Annotated in this window: 9 protein-coding genes; 7 read left to right on the forward strand and 2 right to left on the reverse strand. The window is 71.0% G+C overall.

Features of this window, described 5'->3' with window-relative positions:
• Positions 1-31 precede the first annotated feature (31 nt).
• Both ABZ818_RS03060 and ABZ818_RS03065 read right to left on the reverse strand, forming a co-directional pair.
• Positions 32-1,282: a protein kinase gene (locus ABZ818_RS03060; protein WP_361409887.1), complete on the reverse strand. Its 1,251-nt coding sequence runs from the start codon at positions 1,280-1,282 to the stop codon at positions 32-34.
• A gap of 167 nt (positions 1,283-1,449) precedes the next feature.
• Positions 1,450-3,600: an N-6 DNA methylase gene (locus ABZ818_RS03065; RefSeq protein ID WP_361409890.1), complete on the reverse strand. Its 2,151-nt coding sequence runs from the start codon at positions 3,598-3,600 to the stop codon at positions 1,450-1,452.
• A 146-nt stretch (positions 3,601-3,746) separates the two neighbouring features.
• On the opposite strand from ABZ818_RS03065, the gene ABZ818_RS03070 reads away from it, so the two are divergent.
• From ABZ818_RS03070 to ABZ818_RS03100, 7 genes are all read left to right on the forward strand, one after another.
• Positions 3,747-4,973, forward strand: a complete 1,227-nt coding sequence (locus ABZ818_RS03070) for a DNA sulfur modification protein DndB (protein ID WP_361409893.1) — start codon at positions 3,747-3,749, stop codon at positions 4,971-4,973.
• 453 nt (positions 4,974-5,426) lie between these two features.
• Positions 5,427-6,161, forward strand: coding sequence for a hypothetical protein (locus ABZ818_RS03075; RefSeq protein ID WP_361409896.1), 735 nt, complete (start codon positions 5,427-5,429; stop codon positions 6,159-6,161).
• A 177-nt stretch (positions 6,162-6,338) separates the two neighbouring features.
• Positions 6,339-7,970 carry an RNase H family protein gene (locus ABZ818_RS03080; protein ID WP_361409899.1) on the forward strand — a complete coding sequence of 544 codons (1,632 nt, stop codon included), beginning with the start codon at positions 6,339-6,341 and terminating at the stop codon, positions 7,968-7,970.
• Positions 7,971-8,305: 335 nt separating this feature from the next.
• Complete coding sequence (locus tag ABZ818_RS03085) at positions 8,306-10,366, forward strand: hypothetical protein (RefSeq protein ID WP_361409902.1); 2,061 nt, start codon at positions 8,306-8,308, stop codon at positions 10,364-10,366.
• Positions 10,363-11,355: a hypothetical protein gene (locus tag ABZ818_RS03090; RefSeq protein WP_361409905.1), complete on the forward strand. Its 993-nt coding sequence runs from the start codon at positions 10,363-10,365 to the stop codon at positions 11,353-11,355. The genes ABZ818_RS03085 and ABZ818_RS03090 overlap by 4 nt, the downstream gene beginning before the upstream one ends.
• A complete protein-coding gene (locus tag ABZ818_RS03095; RefSeq protein WP_361409908.1) occupies positions 11,352-16,817 on the forward strand; it encodes a DEAD/DEAH box helicase in 5,466 nt (1,821 codons plus the stop codon). Before ABZ818_RS03090 ends, ABZ818_RS03095 begins: the two co-directional genes overlap by 4 nt.
• The gene (locus tag ABZ818_RS03100; protein WP_361409911.1) at positions 16,817-18,559 is read left to right on the forward strand and encodes a hypothetical protein; all 1,743 of its coding nucleotides are present in this window, start codon (positions 16,817-16,819) and stop codon (positions 18,557-18,559) included. The genes ABZ818_RS03095 and ABZ818_RS03100 overlap by 1 nt, the downstream gene beginning before the upstream one ends.
• Positions 18,560-18,580: the final 21 nt, after the last annotated feature.

Consider the following 18,580-nt stretch of genomic DNA (forward strand, 5'->3'; position numbering starts at 1 on the left):
GCGGCTCGGCCCGGCCGGCCGGCTGCGGGTCTCAGAACGGAGCCTTCGCCGCATACGCGGCACGGAGACGCTCTGCCGTCTTGCGGGCCTGTACGGAGTGGCGCAGCGTGTGCGTTCCCTCCTTGGGCCGCCTGGACGCCGTGGGCGGGCGGCCCGGCGCCGGCTGATCACGTCGGGAGCCGTCGGAGTGATCCCGCGAGGCGGGAGACAGAGTGCCGGGGGAGTCATGAACCGGAGGCTCGGCGGGGCCAGGCGTCTCGACCAGGGTGGGGGAGGTCGCCGGGGCGTCGGACGGGAGCGGCGTTTCCAGGTCGGCCGGGATGATCTCCGTGCCCGGGGTGTCACTCGCGGGGGCGGGCCAGGGGATGGTGGGGGCGCCGTCGGCGGGTGCCGCCTTGTGCCGTTGCCCAGCCGTGTGCGCGGTGAGCCTGCGCCGCGCCTGGGCGATCTTCATGCCCTGGGCCTCGATCACCGAGCGGCACTGCTGCACCACATCGGTCAGCGACGGCCGGTCCTCGGCGCTCTTGGCGAGCATGCCGGTCAGGAGCGGCAGCAGTTCGCTCGGCGCGCCGGACAGATCCGGTGCCGTGCCCGGGTCCGTGACGAGGTGGAACACCATGTACGGGGTGGCCGCCTCATGCGGATAGTGCCCTGTCACGGCGAAGAGCAGCAGCGCGCCCAGCGCGTACACGTCCACGGCTGCCGTCAGCGGCTTCACGCCCGCGGCCTGCTCCGGAGCCATGCAGATCGGGGTGCCGACGACCTGATGGGGGGCGGTGAGGGAGATGGTCGACTCGGTGAACGCGGCCAGGCCGAAGTCGATGATCTTCGGGCCGTTCGGTCCGAGTAGGACGTTGGCCGGCTTGAGGTCACGATGGAGCAGGCCCTGGGTGTGCACGGCCGACAGCGCCTCGGCGAGGATCGCGCCGAGCGCCGCGGTGAGGACGGACGGCAGCGGTCCGTGCGTATTGACGTGTCGCGCGAGGTCCGGGCCGTCCACGTACTCCGTGGCCAGCCACGGTTGTTCCGCCTCCGACTCGGCTCCCAGGAACGCCGCGATGCGTGGACCCCAGATGGTCTTGAGCACCTCGATCTCCTGCGCGAACCGCTGGCGGGACTCGGAGTCCACGACCGACGGTTTGATCACCTTCACCGCGGCGGGCTCACCGCCGAGCGACTCACCCAGGAAGACCTGGCCCATACCACCTTGGCCGATCCGGCCGAGGAGCTCGAAGTCGCCCAGCGAGAGCGGGTCCTCGGGGTTCAGGGGCGTGATCTGCACGTGTGTCCTCGAAATTCGGTCATGGGCGAGCGTCCGATCAGCCGCGATGCGCGCCTGGAGACACGGTAGTGGATGCGGTCGGGGTCAGGTACGGAGATTGCGGGATGGAGATATCAACCTCTGCAGGTGAAGAACTTGTGGAGGGTTTCGGTTGGTGGTGGTGCCACCTATGGCGTCACGTCCCGGGACGGGAGGAGCTGCCCCCCGGTCAGCCCGCCTGCCAGTAGCCGTGCCGTCTCCTTCGCCAGCAGTGTCGCCCGCTGCGCCTCCGCCCGGAGCTCGTGTACGTGCCGGAACGCCTCCCCGTACCGCCGCTGCTCCTCCAGCGGCAGCAGCGGCACGCGCAGCCGGCCCGGGCTGACCGTCAGGACCGTACTGCCCGTCGACGCGCCCGCGATGTTCTCCTCCGCGCCCAGGAAACCGGCGAGGAACCAGGCGTCCAGGCGGGCCGGGTCCGGCCGGAAGAGGTGGACGTGGAGGCCGAGCAGCGCGCCCGCGTCCTCCTCGCCCGCGACCCGGGTCATCGAGCCGTCGCCGCTCACGACCGCGCGTACGAGGACATCTCCGACGGCGATCACAGGCGCCGTGTCGCTGCGCAGCTCTGCCGGATCGCCCGTGGGCCCGGACCCACGCGCGATGTCCGAATCCGTGAGCACCGCGCGGGCACCCGCCCGTCCCCCGCCCCCACCTTCCGCGCGCCCACGCGCACCCTCGGGCACCGTCCGCAGCAGCGTGAGCGCCCCACCGCGAGCGAGGTCGGACGCAGTCGCCGTACGCCACTCACGTGCCGCTGCGCCCGCGGCGCTCCACTCCTCCTGCCCGGCCACCCGCGCGAGCGACTTCGCGGCCTTGACGAGATCCCGGCGTGTGGCGTCGACCTCGGCCGACAGTTCCGCCGGATCGACATCGACCCGTGACGCCCGTACGAGCCGCGCAGGGGTCAGGTCCACCACGTCGTCCAGCAGGTCGACCACGCCGGCCGCGTGCGCCACACCGGGTTCGCCCTCGAACGTGTCGGGGCTCTCCACAAAGGCCCGCCATGCACTCAGGGCACGCGCCGTGATCCCCTCCCAGTCCACGGACGCGGATCGGCTCCCACCCCTCGTCCGCGCGGTCACCGCCGCCCCACCGTGCCCGGCCGCCGCCGACGTATCCGTCGCCGTATCCACGAACAGCACCGACTTGCGCTCGGGCCCGCCCGGCTCGGGCCGTTGCAGCACCCACACCTGAAGTCCGACGTGCAAGGGCACCGACGCGCCCGCCGGCAGCGCGATCACTGCGCGCAGCGCCCCGCTGCGTACCAGCTCCGCCCGTACGCGACGCCCCGACGCGCGGCCGGCCGTGGCCGGCGGCAGGAGCAGGGCCGCGTAGCCGCCCGGTGTCAGGTGGGCGAGGGCGTGCTGCACCCACGCCAGCTCCGACTCGGCGCGGGCCGGTACGCCATACGCCCAGCGGGGGTCGTACGCCAGCTCGTCGTGGCCCCAGTCCCGGACGCCGTACGGCGGGTTGCACAGCACCGCGTCGGCGAGCAGTTCGGGGAACGCGTCCGCGCGGAGACTGTCGGCGGCACGCACGGTGACCTCTGCCTCCGGAGCCGTCAGCATCAGGCTCACGGCGCTGCGCCGGGCCTGCACCGGAAGCGTGTCCTGGCCGTACAGCTCGCGCACGCCCCGGCGGGCGGCGGCCGCCAGGAGGGTGCCGCTGCCGCAGGCCGGGTCGAGTACGCGGGCCGGCGAGCCGGGGATCAGGCGGGCGATGAGGTCCGCGAGCGGTGCAGGAGTGCGGTAGGCGCCGGACGCCGCGCTTTCCTCCAACTCCCGTTCGGCGAGCACGCTCAGCGCGGCCTGGCCGCCCTCGTCGCGTACGCATGCGTACAGCGCGCGCAGCACCGCCGCGTCGCCCGCCTCGAAACGGACCGCGTCCGCGTTCGGCACGGCGTCGGCCACGGAGGCCGCATCGCGCTGTGCGCGGGCGGCGAGGTCCGCGTCCGGCAGCGCAGCGGTGGCCGTCAGTTCCTCCGGCGAGCGGCCCGCCGCGAGCACGAGGAGCAGCAGGTCCTCCGACGTACCGCCGCCGCTCTGCGCGCGCAGACGCAAGGTGGTGCGCAGCTCCTCCGACGGGCTCGCCGCCGACACGTGACCGCGCGAGGCGAGCCAGGCACGCACGGACTCCAGGTCGTACAGCGGACTGCTGTCCGTACCGCCGGACGGCGCGGGAAAGTCCTCGTGCCGACGGCGCCAATTGCTGACCGTGGCGCGCGTGACCCCCGCGATGCGGGAGATCTCTGCGGCGGTGACCTGCGCGGATGGCTGCGACATTGCGGGAGTCCTGAGCCTCTCGGTAGTGAACAGCTAACAACCTACAGCACTCGTCAAGTCTAGCTCCGCGTTTGACGACGCTTTCGCTGATGTGCTTCTCTGGAGTTGCTTCCGAGTGGAAGCGACTGATCTCCGGGGGGAGTTCCATGCGCCTGACCATGCCGACCCCTGTCGTCGAAGGCACTCAGCTCACCGTCATCCCGTTCCGCGACGACGCCGTCGTCGGGACGATGTCCGTGCCCGCGCTCGTCCAGCTCGTGCCGTCGCCGCGCGCCGAGGAGGACCCGCGCAGGCTGAAGGCCGCCTCGGGCCTGGTGCGCCGGCACGCCGAACTGCGGGCCACCGTGCAGCGCACGCTGAAGTCCTCGCAGAAGGGCAAGAACGTCGGCCCGTACGCCGAGTACATCGCCGCCGGCCTCAAGGGCGAGCTCGGCGTCGCCTGGTCCACGCCGCCGGTCACCCTGTGGCACGCCGGACCGCTCGCCGCGCTCAGCGACGAACTCGTCCCCGGCAGCGGCCTGCGCACCCTCACCATCGCGCCGGGCTCGATGGTCATCGCCATCGACGGCGAGACCCAGACCACCGCCTGGCACGACCTCTACGACAACCCCGAGGCGTACGGCCTGACGTACCCGGAACTCGCCCAGGTGCGCCTTCCGTTCGAGCTGTACGTCGACCTGTCCCCGGCCGATGCGCGGCAGATCTTCTACGACCGCAACGTCGAGGGCGTGGCCGTCGCCAAGAACCTCGCCATGTCCATGGACCAGCGCGACTTCGGTACCCGGCTCGCGCACATGGTCGCCGACTCGGTGCGGGTCGACGTCGACGGGCAGCGCATTCCCTTCGCGCGGCTGGTGAACGCCAGCAAGCGGCAGGTGTCCGCGAGCGACCGCGAGGTCGTCACCCTCTCCGCGCTGCGCGCCCTCGTCGTCACCGCGATCTACGGCCGGAACGGACTCCAGCGGTCCGCCGAGTCGTTGCACGAGGACGAACTGCCGACGGAGTACGGGCCCGAGCAGGTGGAATCCGCCGTCGTACCGATCCTCGGGCAGCTGATCGCCCGCCATGCCCGCGACTTCACCGAGCGCAGCGCCATCACCGCGCCCGCCGTCCTCGCCGGCATCGGCATCGCCGTCCACCACACCATGCCGTGGAGCGACCCGGCGTCCGCCTTCCGCACGGACGACCTGGTACGCCTCCTCGACGGCGTCCACTGGGAGCGGGAGGCGAAGTACTGGGACGGGGTCGCCGCGAAGACCGGCACCTCGGGGCGCCTCAACTTCAGTGGAGGCGTCAAGGACTCCGGCGGCCGGGTCGCCGAGGCGATCCTCTACCCGGCGACCGAGGCGGGCCGCAGGATTCGCGGCTTCTGAACCCCGGCGCGCGACCACGGCCTGACTAGCCACCGATGAGCGCCCGGTCCTGCGGCGGCCATCACGTCACCCACCCGCGTCGCACGCACCCAGGAGACGGAGCACGCCAAGACCTTCCACCCGCCTCCCCCGCCGCCCGACCACAGCCCGCAGGGTGCCGGCCCGTTCGGTCTCGGCACACCCACCGGCCCTGGAAAGCCCGCTCGCAGCCGCAGACAGTGGCTGAAGTACGGGGCGGTCGCTCTGGTGTCGTTGCTCTCCGGACGGGGCCCACCCGCGGGGCACGGCCCGCGGCTCCCGCACCCACGTATCCCCGGCGTTCAGGCTGCGATGCCGCGCCCGGGACCAGCTCGGTCTGGCCGGTCCCGGGCGCGGCGGCTCTCTGCTTCCGTCAGCGTGCGCGCCCTCTCCTCCCGCCACCCGTCAGTCCACTTCCACACAAGGAATGGCCTCATGAGCTACCCGAACGTCCCCAGCACGCCTTCCGCTCCCTCCCCTTCGCGCCCGTACGCCGTCTCCGCCACGTCCACGGGCGGTTCCCGGCAGCGGCGCGGTGCGCGGCTCACCCACGGTGCCTCAACGTCCCGCGTGCTGATCGCGGGACCTCTGACCTGCCTGCGCAGGACCGTCCTCGCCGTGGTCGCGGCAGCCGTGGGCTGCTCCCTGTGCGCCTGCTCCACCATCGGCGGCACCCAGACCGACACCGCGCCGCCGGCGGCCACCGTCAGCGCCTTGCAGGACACCCAGAGCGCCGAGGACGCGCAGGACACCCAGGACGACTCCGACAGTGACACCTTCACCGTCGCGCTGGACAAGACCGCCACGTGGAACAACGGTGTCAAGGCGCACCTGAGCGGCTTCAGCCGGGGCACTTCCGGTGAGTACGCCAGCCCGTCCGGCAAGGCCTACCTGGCCTTCTCCGTCACCATGCAGAACGCCTCGAAGTCCTCGATCGACCTGAGCATGGTCAGCTTGTCCTGCCCGGACGGAGACGACGAGATCTTCGACACGGGCGCCGGCTTCAACGGCATGCCGGACGCGCACCTGCTGCCGGGCAAGTCGCAGACCTGGAAGGCGGCCTGTGTGTTCCCCAAGGCGGCCAGGAGCGCCCAGATCGAGATCACGCCGACCGACACCTCCGGCTCCGGCTGGTATCGCACGGCCATCTTCATCGGCCACGTGCAGTAGCCCGGACCGCGGACGGGACCCTGCCGGGTGCCGTCGTCGTCTCCCCCACACGGCGGCTCATGCCTCCGCCGCCATCGGGTGCCCATCGGTGCCGCGCCCACGGGCCCGCCCGCACTCACGCCCGATCGCACCACATGTGCGGCCCGCTCACCACCACACGCGACCCGGAAGGCCATCGTGACGATCATCGAGCACCCACAGCTGATCCGTCGCTTCGCCGACGACTTCACCGGCCTGCAGGAGGCCGTCCTCGCACGAATGAACGGGATCTGCGCTCCGGAGATCGCCGCGGCCTTGGAACACGCTTCGCTCGCCGGTCCCATCACCATCGCTCTCGCTCACGCCGAGGTCCTCGCTCGCGGGGCCGTCCGGCACGCGGAACTCTCGGCGCAGCCCCCCGAGCGGCTGCGACGGCTGCGAGCGCACGCGCGCAAGGTGCGACGAGCCCGCTCGCAGGCGGAGGCCGTGTACAAGGAGCAGCGTGCCCGCCGCCTCGCCGGCCGCTCCTGGCCGGTGGACATGCTGGAGCTGAGGGTGGCGCGCGGGGCCTCCCCGGCGGCCTTCGCCGAGGCCCTGCGGCAGGAACTCCGTGACAAGGGACTGCCGGACGGCACACCGCAGGCGCCGGAGAGCGACCTCGCCCGGTGGGCCTCGGACCGGAAAACGGCAGGCGATGAACTGCCGGCACCGGTGCGTGAACTGCGGGACTGCGACGACGAGGCCTTCGTCCAGGCCCTCCTGCGCGATGCCCGGGAGGACGAGAACCCGTACCTCCCGCACGACGCGGTGGTCGAACGGTGGAGCCGCCATGGCCGTTCCGCGTTGGCCTGGGGCCGCTACGCGATCGGCCAGGCCGAACGGGACGCACTCGCCTGCTCTCTCTCCGTACGGCGCACCCGACTTGACGCTCTGGACGATGCCTACCAGGACACCGCGGTTCTCGCTGCCCGCTCCCGCGAAGCCCTGCTCCGGGTCACGGAACTCCACGACCGGATGTGGGCCTGCGCGACCACGGGGCCCTTCGCGGAGCTCATCGCGCAGTGTCGCGCCGCGGCTCTGGCGCGCTTCGCCGATGCCGAGCCTGAGTTGTGGCACAGCGTGCGTGAGCTGACGGTGAGGCACCAGGCGCACTGCCCCGAACAGGCCGATGGCTGCCCGCGCTGTCACCGCGCTCTCGCCGCCCTCCTCGCCGACGCCCATCCTGCCGACACGGGCGAGGACGGCGACGGCGAACATCCGACGGCAACGGTTCCGGCCGACGTGGACCGCTACGCCGTGCTCGCCGACCTTCCCGACACCGCGGTCGTGGCCGTCGCCGACGCCGGCGTCGGTGACGAGTCCGCACTGTGCGGCTACGGCTGGGCTGCCGAAGACGGGACCACCGGATACGGCGACTCCCTGGCCTCGAGCAGCGGCGAAGCCGAAGTCATTGGTATCTGTGCGGCCGCCCTCAGCCTCCTCGAGCACCACGAGGATGCACCCGTAGTCCTCCTGTGCGACAGCGCCCAGGCAGTCGACGTAGTCGACATGGCCCTGCGCTCCGCCGACCCGACAGCCGCCCACCGCATCCTCCTCTTCCCGGAGAGCCGGCAGCTGATGGACCGCCTGTTGCGCCACCGCCACCGCGTCCAGGTCCGCTGGCTCAAAGGCCATATCGGACACGACCTCAACGAAACCGCCGACGCCTTTGCCCGGCTCGCCCTCCGCCGCGTCAACGGCCGAATCCCTCCCTCCGTCGCCCGGAAGGAGGAGGCGCGGATCCTTCGCTCGCTCGGCTCCGGGGCCGGCCCCCTCTCGGTCGCTGCGTGAGCCCATGGCCGTTGGCTCCCACACACAACCTTCACAGGTAGCCTTTGATTGCAGGGAACCTGCAGTTGATGCCTGGCTTCCGGCTCACTCTGCGGGCGCTGCGATGGATCGCGTGTTGATCGTGGTGGGGGATGAGTGGATACGCCTTCGTTGCCGTACGGCGACAGGTTATTTGGGCGGTGACCGTCGAGGGCTGCCCGTCCGCAGGGCCGGCGCGCCAGCGGACGTTCGACAGCGGCCCGTTGTCCGCGGCGGGCTCGAGTGATGTTCGCAAGACCGTTTCGTGCTCGGGGAATTCACGAACGGGGCATCGGAACCTCTCTTTTGGGGGCAGAGTGGACGATTCTTATCAGGCGTGGCAGGAAGTGCTGGCCGAGGAGTTCTTCGGACGGCAGCACGCCGGCCACCCGACGCTGTTCTACGTGGACGACGACGTGGAGCAGGAACTCAGGCACGGATACGGCTTGGAGGAGTCCCTCGCCCAGTGCGTGGGTAAGTTCCTGCGGCTGGGGACCGCGGAACCGTACAGCGCGCTGGAGGACTACCGCTGGCGCAAGCGGCAGCAGGACAAGGCCGGCGTGCCCGCCTTCCTGCCGCTGCTGGCCTGCTCGGTGATGGCCGCTTCCCGGATGGTGAACGACCGGAACCACCCGGCCACCACCTACCACGCCCGCTTCTCCGAGCTGCTGACCGGCGACGGGAAGCAACTGGGCAGCCACCACTACGAGCCCATCTCCCGCATGTGGCAGGTGCTGGCCTCCTGGCAGCACAGCCAGAAGGGCGCGCGGGGCCTCTGCACCATTCCCGCCCCCGCCGACCTGCCCTCCAACCGCAGCATGATCGGGTTCGCCCAGTCCCAGGCGCTCCTCAGCGGCGCGGACCGGTCCTTCATGCCGAAGTTCTTCCGGTCGTTGCGGGAACACGGCACGACCTGGCCCCTGCCGGGAAAGACGCTGCTGGCCCAGATCGAGATCCGGGGCATGGAGCAGCACTTCTCCAAGGGCTTCCGCAACGCTCTGCAGGAGGAGGAGTTCCGCCCCTTCCTCGCCACGCTGATCGGCAACTACGCCGCTTCCTGGGACGGTTCGGACGAGCTGGTGCCCACCGGTGTCCCCCGGGCCGAACTCCTGGTGCGGCTGGACGCGGGGCGGCTCAGCTGGGTGGCGCGCCTGCGGTCCGCGGAGCAGAAAGCGCGCATCGAGCTCAAGGGCGGTGTCGTGCTCGAGCAACTCGGCGACACCGCCTACTACGAGGTGACGGGACTGCCCGCCCCGAGTGCGGACACCCTCGCCAGGGGCATCCGCCGCGACGGGGACAACCTGGTGCTCAGCCGCCCCTCCTGCTCCGTCCTGGTGCTCGCACGGGACGACGTGCTCGGAGTCTGGGCCGGCACCGACGGTTTCCGCCCGGGAGAGGCACACGTGGTGCTCGCCGCCCCGACCGCGCAACGGGACGTGCAACGGCTGCTGGACAAGGCCGCGACCACGGGCCGGAGCGCCGACACCAGCAAGCTCGCCTGGGTGCCGCAGGGCTGGTCCATGCACAAGCCCGTCACCTTCGACGACGCGGTTACCCTGCGCCGGGCGCTCCAGGAGGTCCAGGGCGCGGTCGGCCTCCTGCAGCCCCCGGCCCAGTTCAAGCTGCGCCTCGAGGGCGGACTGAAGCTCGCTCCCTCGCTCGATTCCCACTTGTATCTGCGGGGAGGCGAGCCCCAGGTGGTCCTCCCGGACGCCACGGAGGGCACGGGCACCCTCCTGATCAACGGAAAGGAGCGGCCCGAGCTCAGGAAGGGGATCGCAGCGGGCCGCCCCGTCCCTCTGGCCGTGCTCCGGCTGGAGCCGGGCCGCCACACGGTGAGCTACGCAGGCGTGGAGATCGGCTTCGCCACCGCGGACCAGACCGTCGTCGAGCCGAAGATGGCCAAGGTCTGCGGCTTCACCGTCGTGGACGGCAAGGCATCGGAGTCGCCCTCCCTCCTCGTCGAGCAGACCCTGCCGACCGGCATCACCGGCGCCGACTGCACGAGCGCCACCACCCAGGACGCGGCAGCCGTCATGGAGCTGTGCCGGCGGGACGCGGACGAGGTGCTGTTCGCGGCGGCCGACGGACGGCTGTGGACGTTGCAGGCCCCGGAGCAACCGGACTGGTGGAGGGAACGTCTCCCCGACACCCCCGCCCCGTTCCGCTTCGAGGCCGACTTCCACGGCATCGGCGGCTGGCTCCTGGAGCGCCGGAGCGGACGCTGGAAGGGCCGCCCGGTGAACCCCGGAACGCCGAAGCCGAAGAGCGCCGGCAACCGACGGGCATGGGCCCGCGCCGTCCTCAACGCCCAGCAGGCGTCCGTCGAGCCCTCGTGGGCCGCGTACGTGCAGGCCGCGAAGGAGCTGGACCGATGACGGGACCGATGAGCAGCAACGAGTTCGGTGGGATCCTCCTGCGCTGGCTGAGCGAGAGCCGCAGCGGCAAGGCGTCCGCACTGCGCGACGGGGTCCGCAGCCAGGCCCAGGCATGGGGCCTGGAGCTGACGGAGTACGCCGACTGGGACTGGATACGCAAGGCCGCCGCCCTCGGCTTCATCGACGTGGACCTGCGCGCCGACCGCTGGTCGGTGGCCCCGCCGGTGCTGACCCGGCTGCCCCACGCCGACGGGCTCGCGTTGCTGACCGGTGCGCGCACCGCGCGGATCAGCACGCGCGTCGAGGAGGCGGCACAGGAGTGGATGGAGCTGATCACCGTCCCTCACCGGCCGGAGGCCGGTGAGGCCCCGCTGCCCGACACCCTCCTGTTCCAGTACGAGGACCCGCGGACGCTGCAGGAAGTCGCGGAGTTCCTCGGGGCCCGCTACGTTCCCTGCGCCGCCCTGCAGTTGATGGAGTTGCTTCCGCAGGCGGCGCCGGGCCCCGAGTCCGCACCGCCCGGTGGGAGCACCGCCAACACGCTGGAGAAGTACGAGCTGCGCCTCCAGCGGTTCGTCCCCGTGGAGAGGGACGACGAGGACGGCCTGTACCGGTGGCGCGGAGCCGACTACGCACGCCTGACCCGCGTCCGCCGCAACGGCGTCTTCCAAGCGGTGGAACGCGAGACGGGTGTCTACCTGGAGCTCGCCCGCCACCGCACCGGTGCGATGCGCTGGCGGCGGGAATCCGGCAAGGGCCGTGCCGGCATGGGCCGACTCTTCGTCGATCGGTACGCGCCCCTGCCCGCCCTGCACGAGCGTGCGGCCGTCCTGTGCAGCGGCTTCCCGCCCTCGGTGGGCAAGCAGGCGCAGACACGCGCGTACGACAACGTGCCGAGGGCGCTCGCCGAGGCGATCGCGGCCTCGCTGCAGCAGAACCTGGAGACCATGCCGCGACCGGTGGCGGCCACCGGCGGGAGGACCAAGTGAGCGTCGAACAGCAGACAGCGGCAGTGACGAACACCGATGTCCAGGACGTCATGGGCACTTTCGACGACCTGCGCAGCGCCCTCTTCCGCTACTACGACACCCCGTTCGGCGTCGACGACCGTTCCGTCATGGAGGAACGGCGCAACCTCCTGGACCGGGACAACGGGGCCTGGCGCGACCCGCTGATCGAGCTGCGCCCGCAGTACGCCTCTCGTGGCGTCAGCATCGCGGAGTCCTTCGCCGAAGCGGGGGCGCACCCCGACGCGGCCGAGTTCGCCCGCTTCACGCTCCCCGGCGGCGTGACCAGCCTCTACCAGCATCAGCACGACGCCCTGGTCGCCGCCTGCGAGGGCAGGGACTTCGTGGTCACCGCAGGTACCGGTTCCGGCAAGACGGAGTCCTTCCTGTTGCCGGTCCTCGCCGACCTGGTCGCCGAGTCCGCGCACTGGCAGGGCACCCGTGTGGTGCAGCGGGAATGGTGGCAGGGAGACGGCGACTACGTGCCCAGCCGACAGAGCGAGCACGGGCATCCTGCCGCCATGCGCGTGCTGATTCTCTATCCCACCAACGCCCTCGCCGACGACCAGCTGGTCCGGCTCCGGAAGTCGCTGGACAGTCGCGAGGCCCACGCATGGCTGGACCGGAAGCGCAACGGACACCGCTTCTACTTCGGCCGCTACACCGGAGCCACCCCCGTCTCCGGCAGCCGCGATTCCGAGCCGGCGAACTTCCGTCTCCGGCAGTACCTGCGGGAGGTCCAGGAACGGCAGCGCAAGGCCGACGAGAAGCTCGACGAGGAGCTGCGGCCCTTCATCCCGCGCCTCGGCGGAGCGGAGATGCACGCCCGCTGGGACATGCAGGCCACGCCGCCGGACATCATGGTCACCAACTACTCGATGCTGAACATCATGCTGCTCCGCAAGCAGGAGGAGCACATCTTCAGCGCCACGAGGAAGTGGCTGGCGGAGACCCCTGACGCCCGCCTCACCCTGATCCTCGACGAGCTCCACATGTACCGCGGCACAGCCGGCACCGAGGTGGCCTACCTTCTGCGCAACCTCCGCCACCGTCTCGGCCTCGACAAGGGCCCCGACAAGCTGCGTGTGCTCGCCGCCTCAGCCTCCCTGGAGGTCGGCCGGGACGACGAGTTCCTCGACGGGTTCTTCGCCCTGCCCGGCTCCCGGCGCGTGATCATTCCTGGAAAGGCGAAGGAGATCCACGGCGAGGGCGACCTGGCCGCACACACCGAACGCCTCGCGCAGGCCGCGAAGGCCCCCGTCACCCAGGACGAAGCCGTCGCCCTTGCCCGGGAGACCGGCCTCGGCCCGGCGCTCCAGCGCGCACTCACTCCAGGCGGCGAGCCTCGTGCTCTGCCCGCCCCCGAACTGGCGAAGAACCTCTTCCCGGCCGTCCCCGAGAAACAGCGACAGGAGGCCCTCCACGGGGTGCTGCGCATACTCGGCTCCGCCCAGGACCCCGAACTTCCCCAGCTCCGCGCCCACTTCTTCTTCCGGAACATCGAGGGCATCTGGGCCTGCTCCGACCCGAACTGTCCCGACATCCCCGTGGAGCACGGCCCCGAACGGCGGGTCGGCCGGCTCTTCACCGAACCCACGTCCCGCTGCACCTGCGGCGCTCGCGTACTGGAGCTTCTCTCCTGCCAGGCCTGCGGCGACCTCATGCTCGGCGGGTACGCGAGCCCCAAGGACACCCAGCGGCGTAAGTTCACCGGTACCCTCCACACCGACTTCCCGGACCTGGATCTGCTCCCCGACGAGGCCAGTGGCGCGCCTACGGCGGCGAACTACGTCGTGTACTGGCCGCGCACCAAGGGCCTCGGTCTCGACGACCCCGGCTGGCACGCGGGCCTGTCCGACGGCGGGCCGCAGGTCGAGTTCGAGTTCCGCCGCAGCGCCTACCAGCCCGCCACCGGCCGCCTGGAGAACCGGGACGTCCAGCACACCGGATGGTCGTTCCACATCTCCGTGCCCTTGGACAAGGAGGGCAAGAAGCCGGCCTACGACCCGGCCCGGCTCCAGGCCTTCCCTACCCGCTGCCCCGCCTGCGGCGACGACTGGGAGATCAAGTACGACAGGGACGGCCGTTTCGTCCCGCTGGAATCTCCTGACCGGCTGCGCAACGCGCCGGTCCGGCGGATGCGCACCGGTTTCTACAAGATCAACCAGGTGCTGGTGACCGAAGCCCTCGGTCACCTTCCCCACGGCCGGCGCAAGGCGATCGCCTTCTCCGACAGCCGTGACGACGCCTCCGAGCTCGCCAGCGGTCTTGCCCTCCGCCACCACCAGGACCTTCTCCGCCTGCTCAGCGCCCAGGCCGTCGAGAACCAGGGGGATCCGTTCGGAGACCTTCGGCTGGTGAAGGCCCACTACGCCGGGGAGTCGGTCGATCGTGCGGGGGCCCGTGCCGCCATGGAACGGTTGCGGGACCGCAACCCGGCGGACTGGGGGCGCCTGAAGGCGATCCTTGCCGACGACCTCGACGCGGAACCGGAACTCCTGCCCGACCTGGAGCGGAAGTTCTCCGAACTGCCCTCCCTGGACGACCTCGCCTCCGACCTCGAAGGCATGCTGCTGAAGTACGGCACCAACCCCGCCGGTCCCGCTGCCTCGCTCCAGCAGACCTCGGCCGGACAGCCCTGGACCGCGCTCTACAACTGGGAGCGGGACCGGGAAGCGGTGGTGGAGACCCAGGCACAGGAGGAACTCCTCAACCGCCTCCGCTCCCGCCTCCGCCTCGAGACCATCGGCAGCCTCTTCTCCGGCGGCGGCCGTGACTTCGAATCGCTCGGACTCGGCTGGCTCTGCCTGCGCGACGACCGCTCGCCTCTGGAGACCGGCCCGGACAGCGATCAGGCCGTGGCGCGTGCCAGCCTGCGGATCCTCGGCTTGATGCGGCGCTTCACCCGGATACGTGCCTCTCTGCAGAGGCCGCCTGCGCCTCTGAAGCGTTTCTGGAAGCAGATCGCCGAACGCCAGGGCACCGATGTGCAGACGATCGAGGACCGGGTGCTCGGCGTCTGGAAGGACGCCGTGGTCGACTACGTCATCAAGCCGGAGAAGGTGGCGCTCCGCCCCGGCGAGAACAAGACCTGGACGTGCCGCTCCTGCCACCGGCCGCACCTTCACCCGGGCGCGGGGCTGTGCACCAAGTGCCTGACCCCGCTGCCCGCCGTGCCCCAGCAGTACAGCGGAGTCCTCGAAGACGACTACTACGCATGGAAGGCCGCCCACCGCACCGGTGACTTCCCCCTGCGCACCGCGGAGCTGACCGGCCAGACGGACCGGCTGGAGGCCCAGCGTCGGCAGAGCCTCTTCCAGGACGTCTTCCTCGGCGACAACGACGTTCCGCAGGCGGACGGCCTGGAACTGCTTTCCGTGACCACGACCATGGAGGCAGGTGTCGACATCGGCCCCCTTAACACCGTGATCATGGCCAACATGCCGCCCACCCGCTTCAACTACCAGCAGCGGGTGGGGCGCGCAGGACGACGCAACAGCCCGGTCGCCGTGGCCCTCACCGTCTGCCGCGGCCGCAGTCACGACGAGCACTACTTCGCCCGCCCGGAAGCCATCACCAACGACCCGACTCCGCCGCCCTACCTGGTCCTCGGCATGGTCTCCGTCTTCCGGCGGGTCCTGCTGGGAGAGGTCCTGCGCCAGGCCTTCGAGCCCCTTCAGCCGGAGGACCGCCGGAAGGGGCCGGACATGACGACCAACGTCCACGGACAGTTCGGCCTCGCCGCCGACTGGCCGGTGCATCGCGGCGCCGTCCGCCGCTGGATCGCCGAGCACCCGGACCGCATCAGAGCCGCTGCCGCCACCCTCCAGGCCGGAACACCCGAGAGCATCGCAGCCCTCGATCCGGTGGCCGCCATCGACGAACTCCTCGGCCAGCTCGACGAGGTGGCAGCCCGGACGGTCGGCCACTCCGACCTCAGCCAGCGTCTGGCAGAGGCGGGTCTCCTGCCCATGTTCGGCTTCCCGACCCGCTCCCGCCTCCTCTACCGGAGCATTCCGCAGAAGACCTTCCCCTGGCCGCCGGCCGACTCCGTCAACCGCGACCTGGCCGTCGCCCTCAGCAAGTTTGCACCCGGCAGCGAAACCCCGCAGGACGGCCGTCTGCTCCGCTCCAAGGGAGTGGTCTCCCTCGTCCCGAGCGGGCGCGGAGTGCAGGCCGCCGAGGACCCGTTCGGACCGGAACAGTTGGTTGCCATGTGCCGGATCTGCTCACACGTGGACCCGCAGGCCGCCGTCGACCCCGAGACCGGGAGCGCCGGCGCCTGCCCCGCCTGCGACGCGGAGAGCAAGTACTACAAGGCCGTCCCCTTCCGGGAGCCCGCAGGCTTTCGAGCTGCCCGCGAAGCACGGGACTACGACGGCTACCGGGAGTTCGGCTCCAACGCCACCAGCGCACGGACCGCCACCGACCTGGAGAAGACCGCCCCGCGCATCCACCGTGCCGACGACGACTGGATGGTCGTCCACACCGGCAGCGGCGACCGCTACATCGTCAACACCAACGCCGGAAGGCTCTTCCGGTTCGTCAAGAACACTGGCCCGTGGCGCGGATACGTCGCTCTGGACCACCCCAAGGCGGAAGCCGATCTGGAGATCGCCCTCGGCGCGACCCAGCACACCGACATGCTCTTCATCGGGGCCAAAGAGGCCTTCGACGCGGGCCGGGGCCTGCGCTTCGACATCTCGAAGTCCCAGCAGATCGACGGCTTCCCCGAGGCCTACCACGGCCGGCGCGCCGCCTGGTACTCGATGGCGGCCCTGCTGCGCCGTGCCGCCGCTCCGCACCTGGACGTGCAGCCGGAGGAACTCCTCAGCGGTATCCACGGCTCGGACGCCCCGGTGGCCGCCCCCGTCATGGCCTACCTGGCGGACAGCCTCGACAACGGCGCGGGCTTCAGCACCTACCTCGGTTCGGAGGAACACATCGAGGAGTTCCTCCAGGCGGTCGACCGGTACGTGCACGACCTGGAGGCCGACCATCATGCCCAGAACTGCCGCAGCTCCTGCTACGCCTGCCTGCGCGACTACTCCAACATGCGCCTCCACCCGCTGTACGACTGGCGGCTCGCCCGCGACCTGACCGACGCCCTGCGCGGCCGGAAACTGCAGATCGACCCGGACGAGCACGCCGTCCTGCTGAAGGGTTGGGCGGACGAGGAGCCCAACGTCAGCCTGAAGGAGACCGCCGCCGGACCCGTGGCGCTCTTCACGTCGGACTTCACCGGCGAGCCCGTCGCGGTCGCCGTCAAACATCCGCTGGAGTCCGCCACCGGCGAGTGCGGGAACGAACGGCTCCAGACCCTGCGTCACGAGGTCCGTGCCGGAGGCCTCACCACCAGGATGGCCTTCGCCGACTCCTACAGCCTGGACCGGACCCCTGCCGCGGTGATCGAGCAGGTGCACATCTTCGCGGAGGAGCTCTGATGACGGCAGGAATCCCGTTGGGAGCGGGCCAGGACGAGCAGGCCCGCCTGGAGGAGCTACGGCAGCACGAGATCGCCCGCCGCCTTGCCCTCCGCCAGGCCCGCGCCCGGGGCCGGACCGTTGGTGAAGCTCTGCAGGGCGCGGAAACTGTTGGCGGCCCTGCTCCGGTCGTTCCGCCGCAGAAGCAGTCGGCGCCGAAACCGGTCATGCCCCAACCGGTCCCTGAAGGATTCGCTGACCGGGAGGCCTGGGAGCGTGCCCGCTCCTTCGCCGAACTCATGCTGCCCGACGCGCTGAAGGCGGAGACCGGGACGCTTTCCGCGCAAACGCTGGCGCGGGCCGCGGCGGATGCGGCGTCCCGGCAGGACGACCCGGTCTCGGGCGTCTCCCTGCTCGTCATGGCACAAGACCACGGGCTGGACGTCTTCAACGGCCGGCTCGACGACCGCGCCCGCGCCCTGCTGGAGGACAAGCCGCTGCCGCTCCTCGGGGAGCCGGGCAGCATGTGGCAGACGTATCAGGACGACCGTCGCCTGATGGAGACCAACCTGTCGGCCCCTCGGCAGAGGGCACTCCTGGCGAAGCTTCCCCGGCCGCTTCTCGACGACTACATCGACGAGGAGTGGATCGGCGCGGTCCCCGAGCGCGACGGCACCTCCCGTGCCGCCTACTTCCGCGCCCGCCTGGACCCGGCGTCCCTCACTGACGAGGAGATGGACCTGTTGGCCTGGCCCCTGGAACGGGAGCGCCGGGAGGCAAGCCCGGGAACGGAACCCGGCCGTGACTGGCCGCAGGACTGGCGCCTGCTGGTGAGGCTGCAGGCCAACGACGCCAAGGCCATCGCCGAGGAGTGGACCGACCTCCTGCCGCCGACGCAGAAGCTCCTCGACGCGCTGCGCGAGGTGCGGCGGACCGGAGAGGTCCCGAAGGACTTCGTCGCCGACGAGCGGCTGTGGGTTCTCCTGGAGCGGATCCACCCCAGCGTGCGCAGCGCGAGCAACAAGAAGTTCAACGGCTGGATCGGCGTGCGAATCCTGATCAGGGCCGTGCGGCAGATGCAGCGTGCTCACCTCCACGGGGACGACGAGACGGCGGAGCAGCGGAGGAAGGCTGCGCTCACCATGGCCGCGAGGCTCCGGCACCACTCGCAGCCGGTGCGCTGGGAGGCCCAGAACGTCCAGGCCTACCTGCACGCCGGCCAGGAGATCGCGGATTCCCTCAAATTCCTTGAGCAGGACGCCGAGGGCCGTCCCCCGGTGCAGGACCAGCTCGGCGCAGGTGTCGTGGCCACGCTGCGGAAGAATCGGAGCTTCCTGGAGGACCGGCCCCGCGGGGAACGCGACCAGCCGCTCAACCCCTATCTGGTGCTTGGCGTCCCCGATGGGGCGGACGACTGGAAGAAGGCCTGGCGAGCCTTGAGGAAGGAGCTCGACGACAGCGGCCGCGTCCGGATCAACCGCGCCAAGGACATGATCGAGAAGGCCGAGCGGGAGCAGCAGGATGTACCTCGGTTCGCCGTCCTGCTCGCCCCGCACCGCTGGAAGGACCCCACCGGCACGAGCCACCGGCTGGAACTCCCGCCCGAGCCCCTGCCGAGGCTCACCGAGCCGCCCACGGACAGCGACCGCGCGTGGTCTCGCGCCGAGGCGGCCCGAGAAATAATCACCAGGGCGACAGAACGCCTTTCCCCGGCTGCCGAAGACACCGCAGCCCTTGAAGATCCAGAGAGCAGCACATCGTGAGCAACGGAGCCGGTAAAGGCG

Origin of the sequence: Streptomyces sp. NPDC047453 (assembly GCF_040643155.1) — a bacterium.
GTDB lineage: Bacteria > Actinomycetota > Actinomycetes > Streptomycetales > Streptomycetaceae > Streptomyces.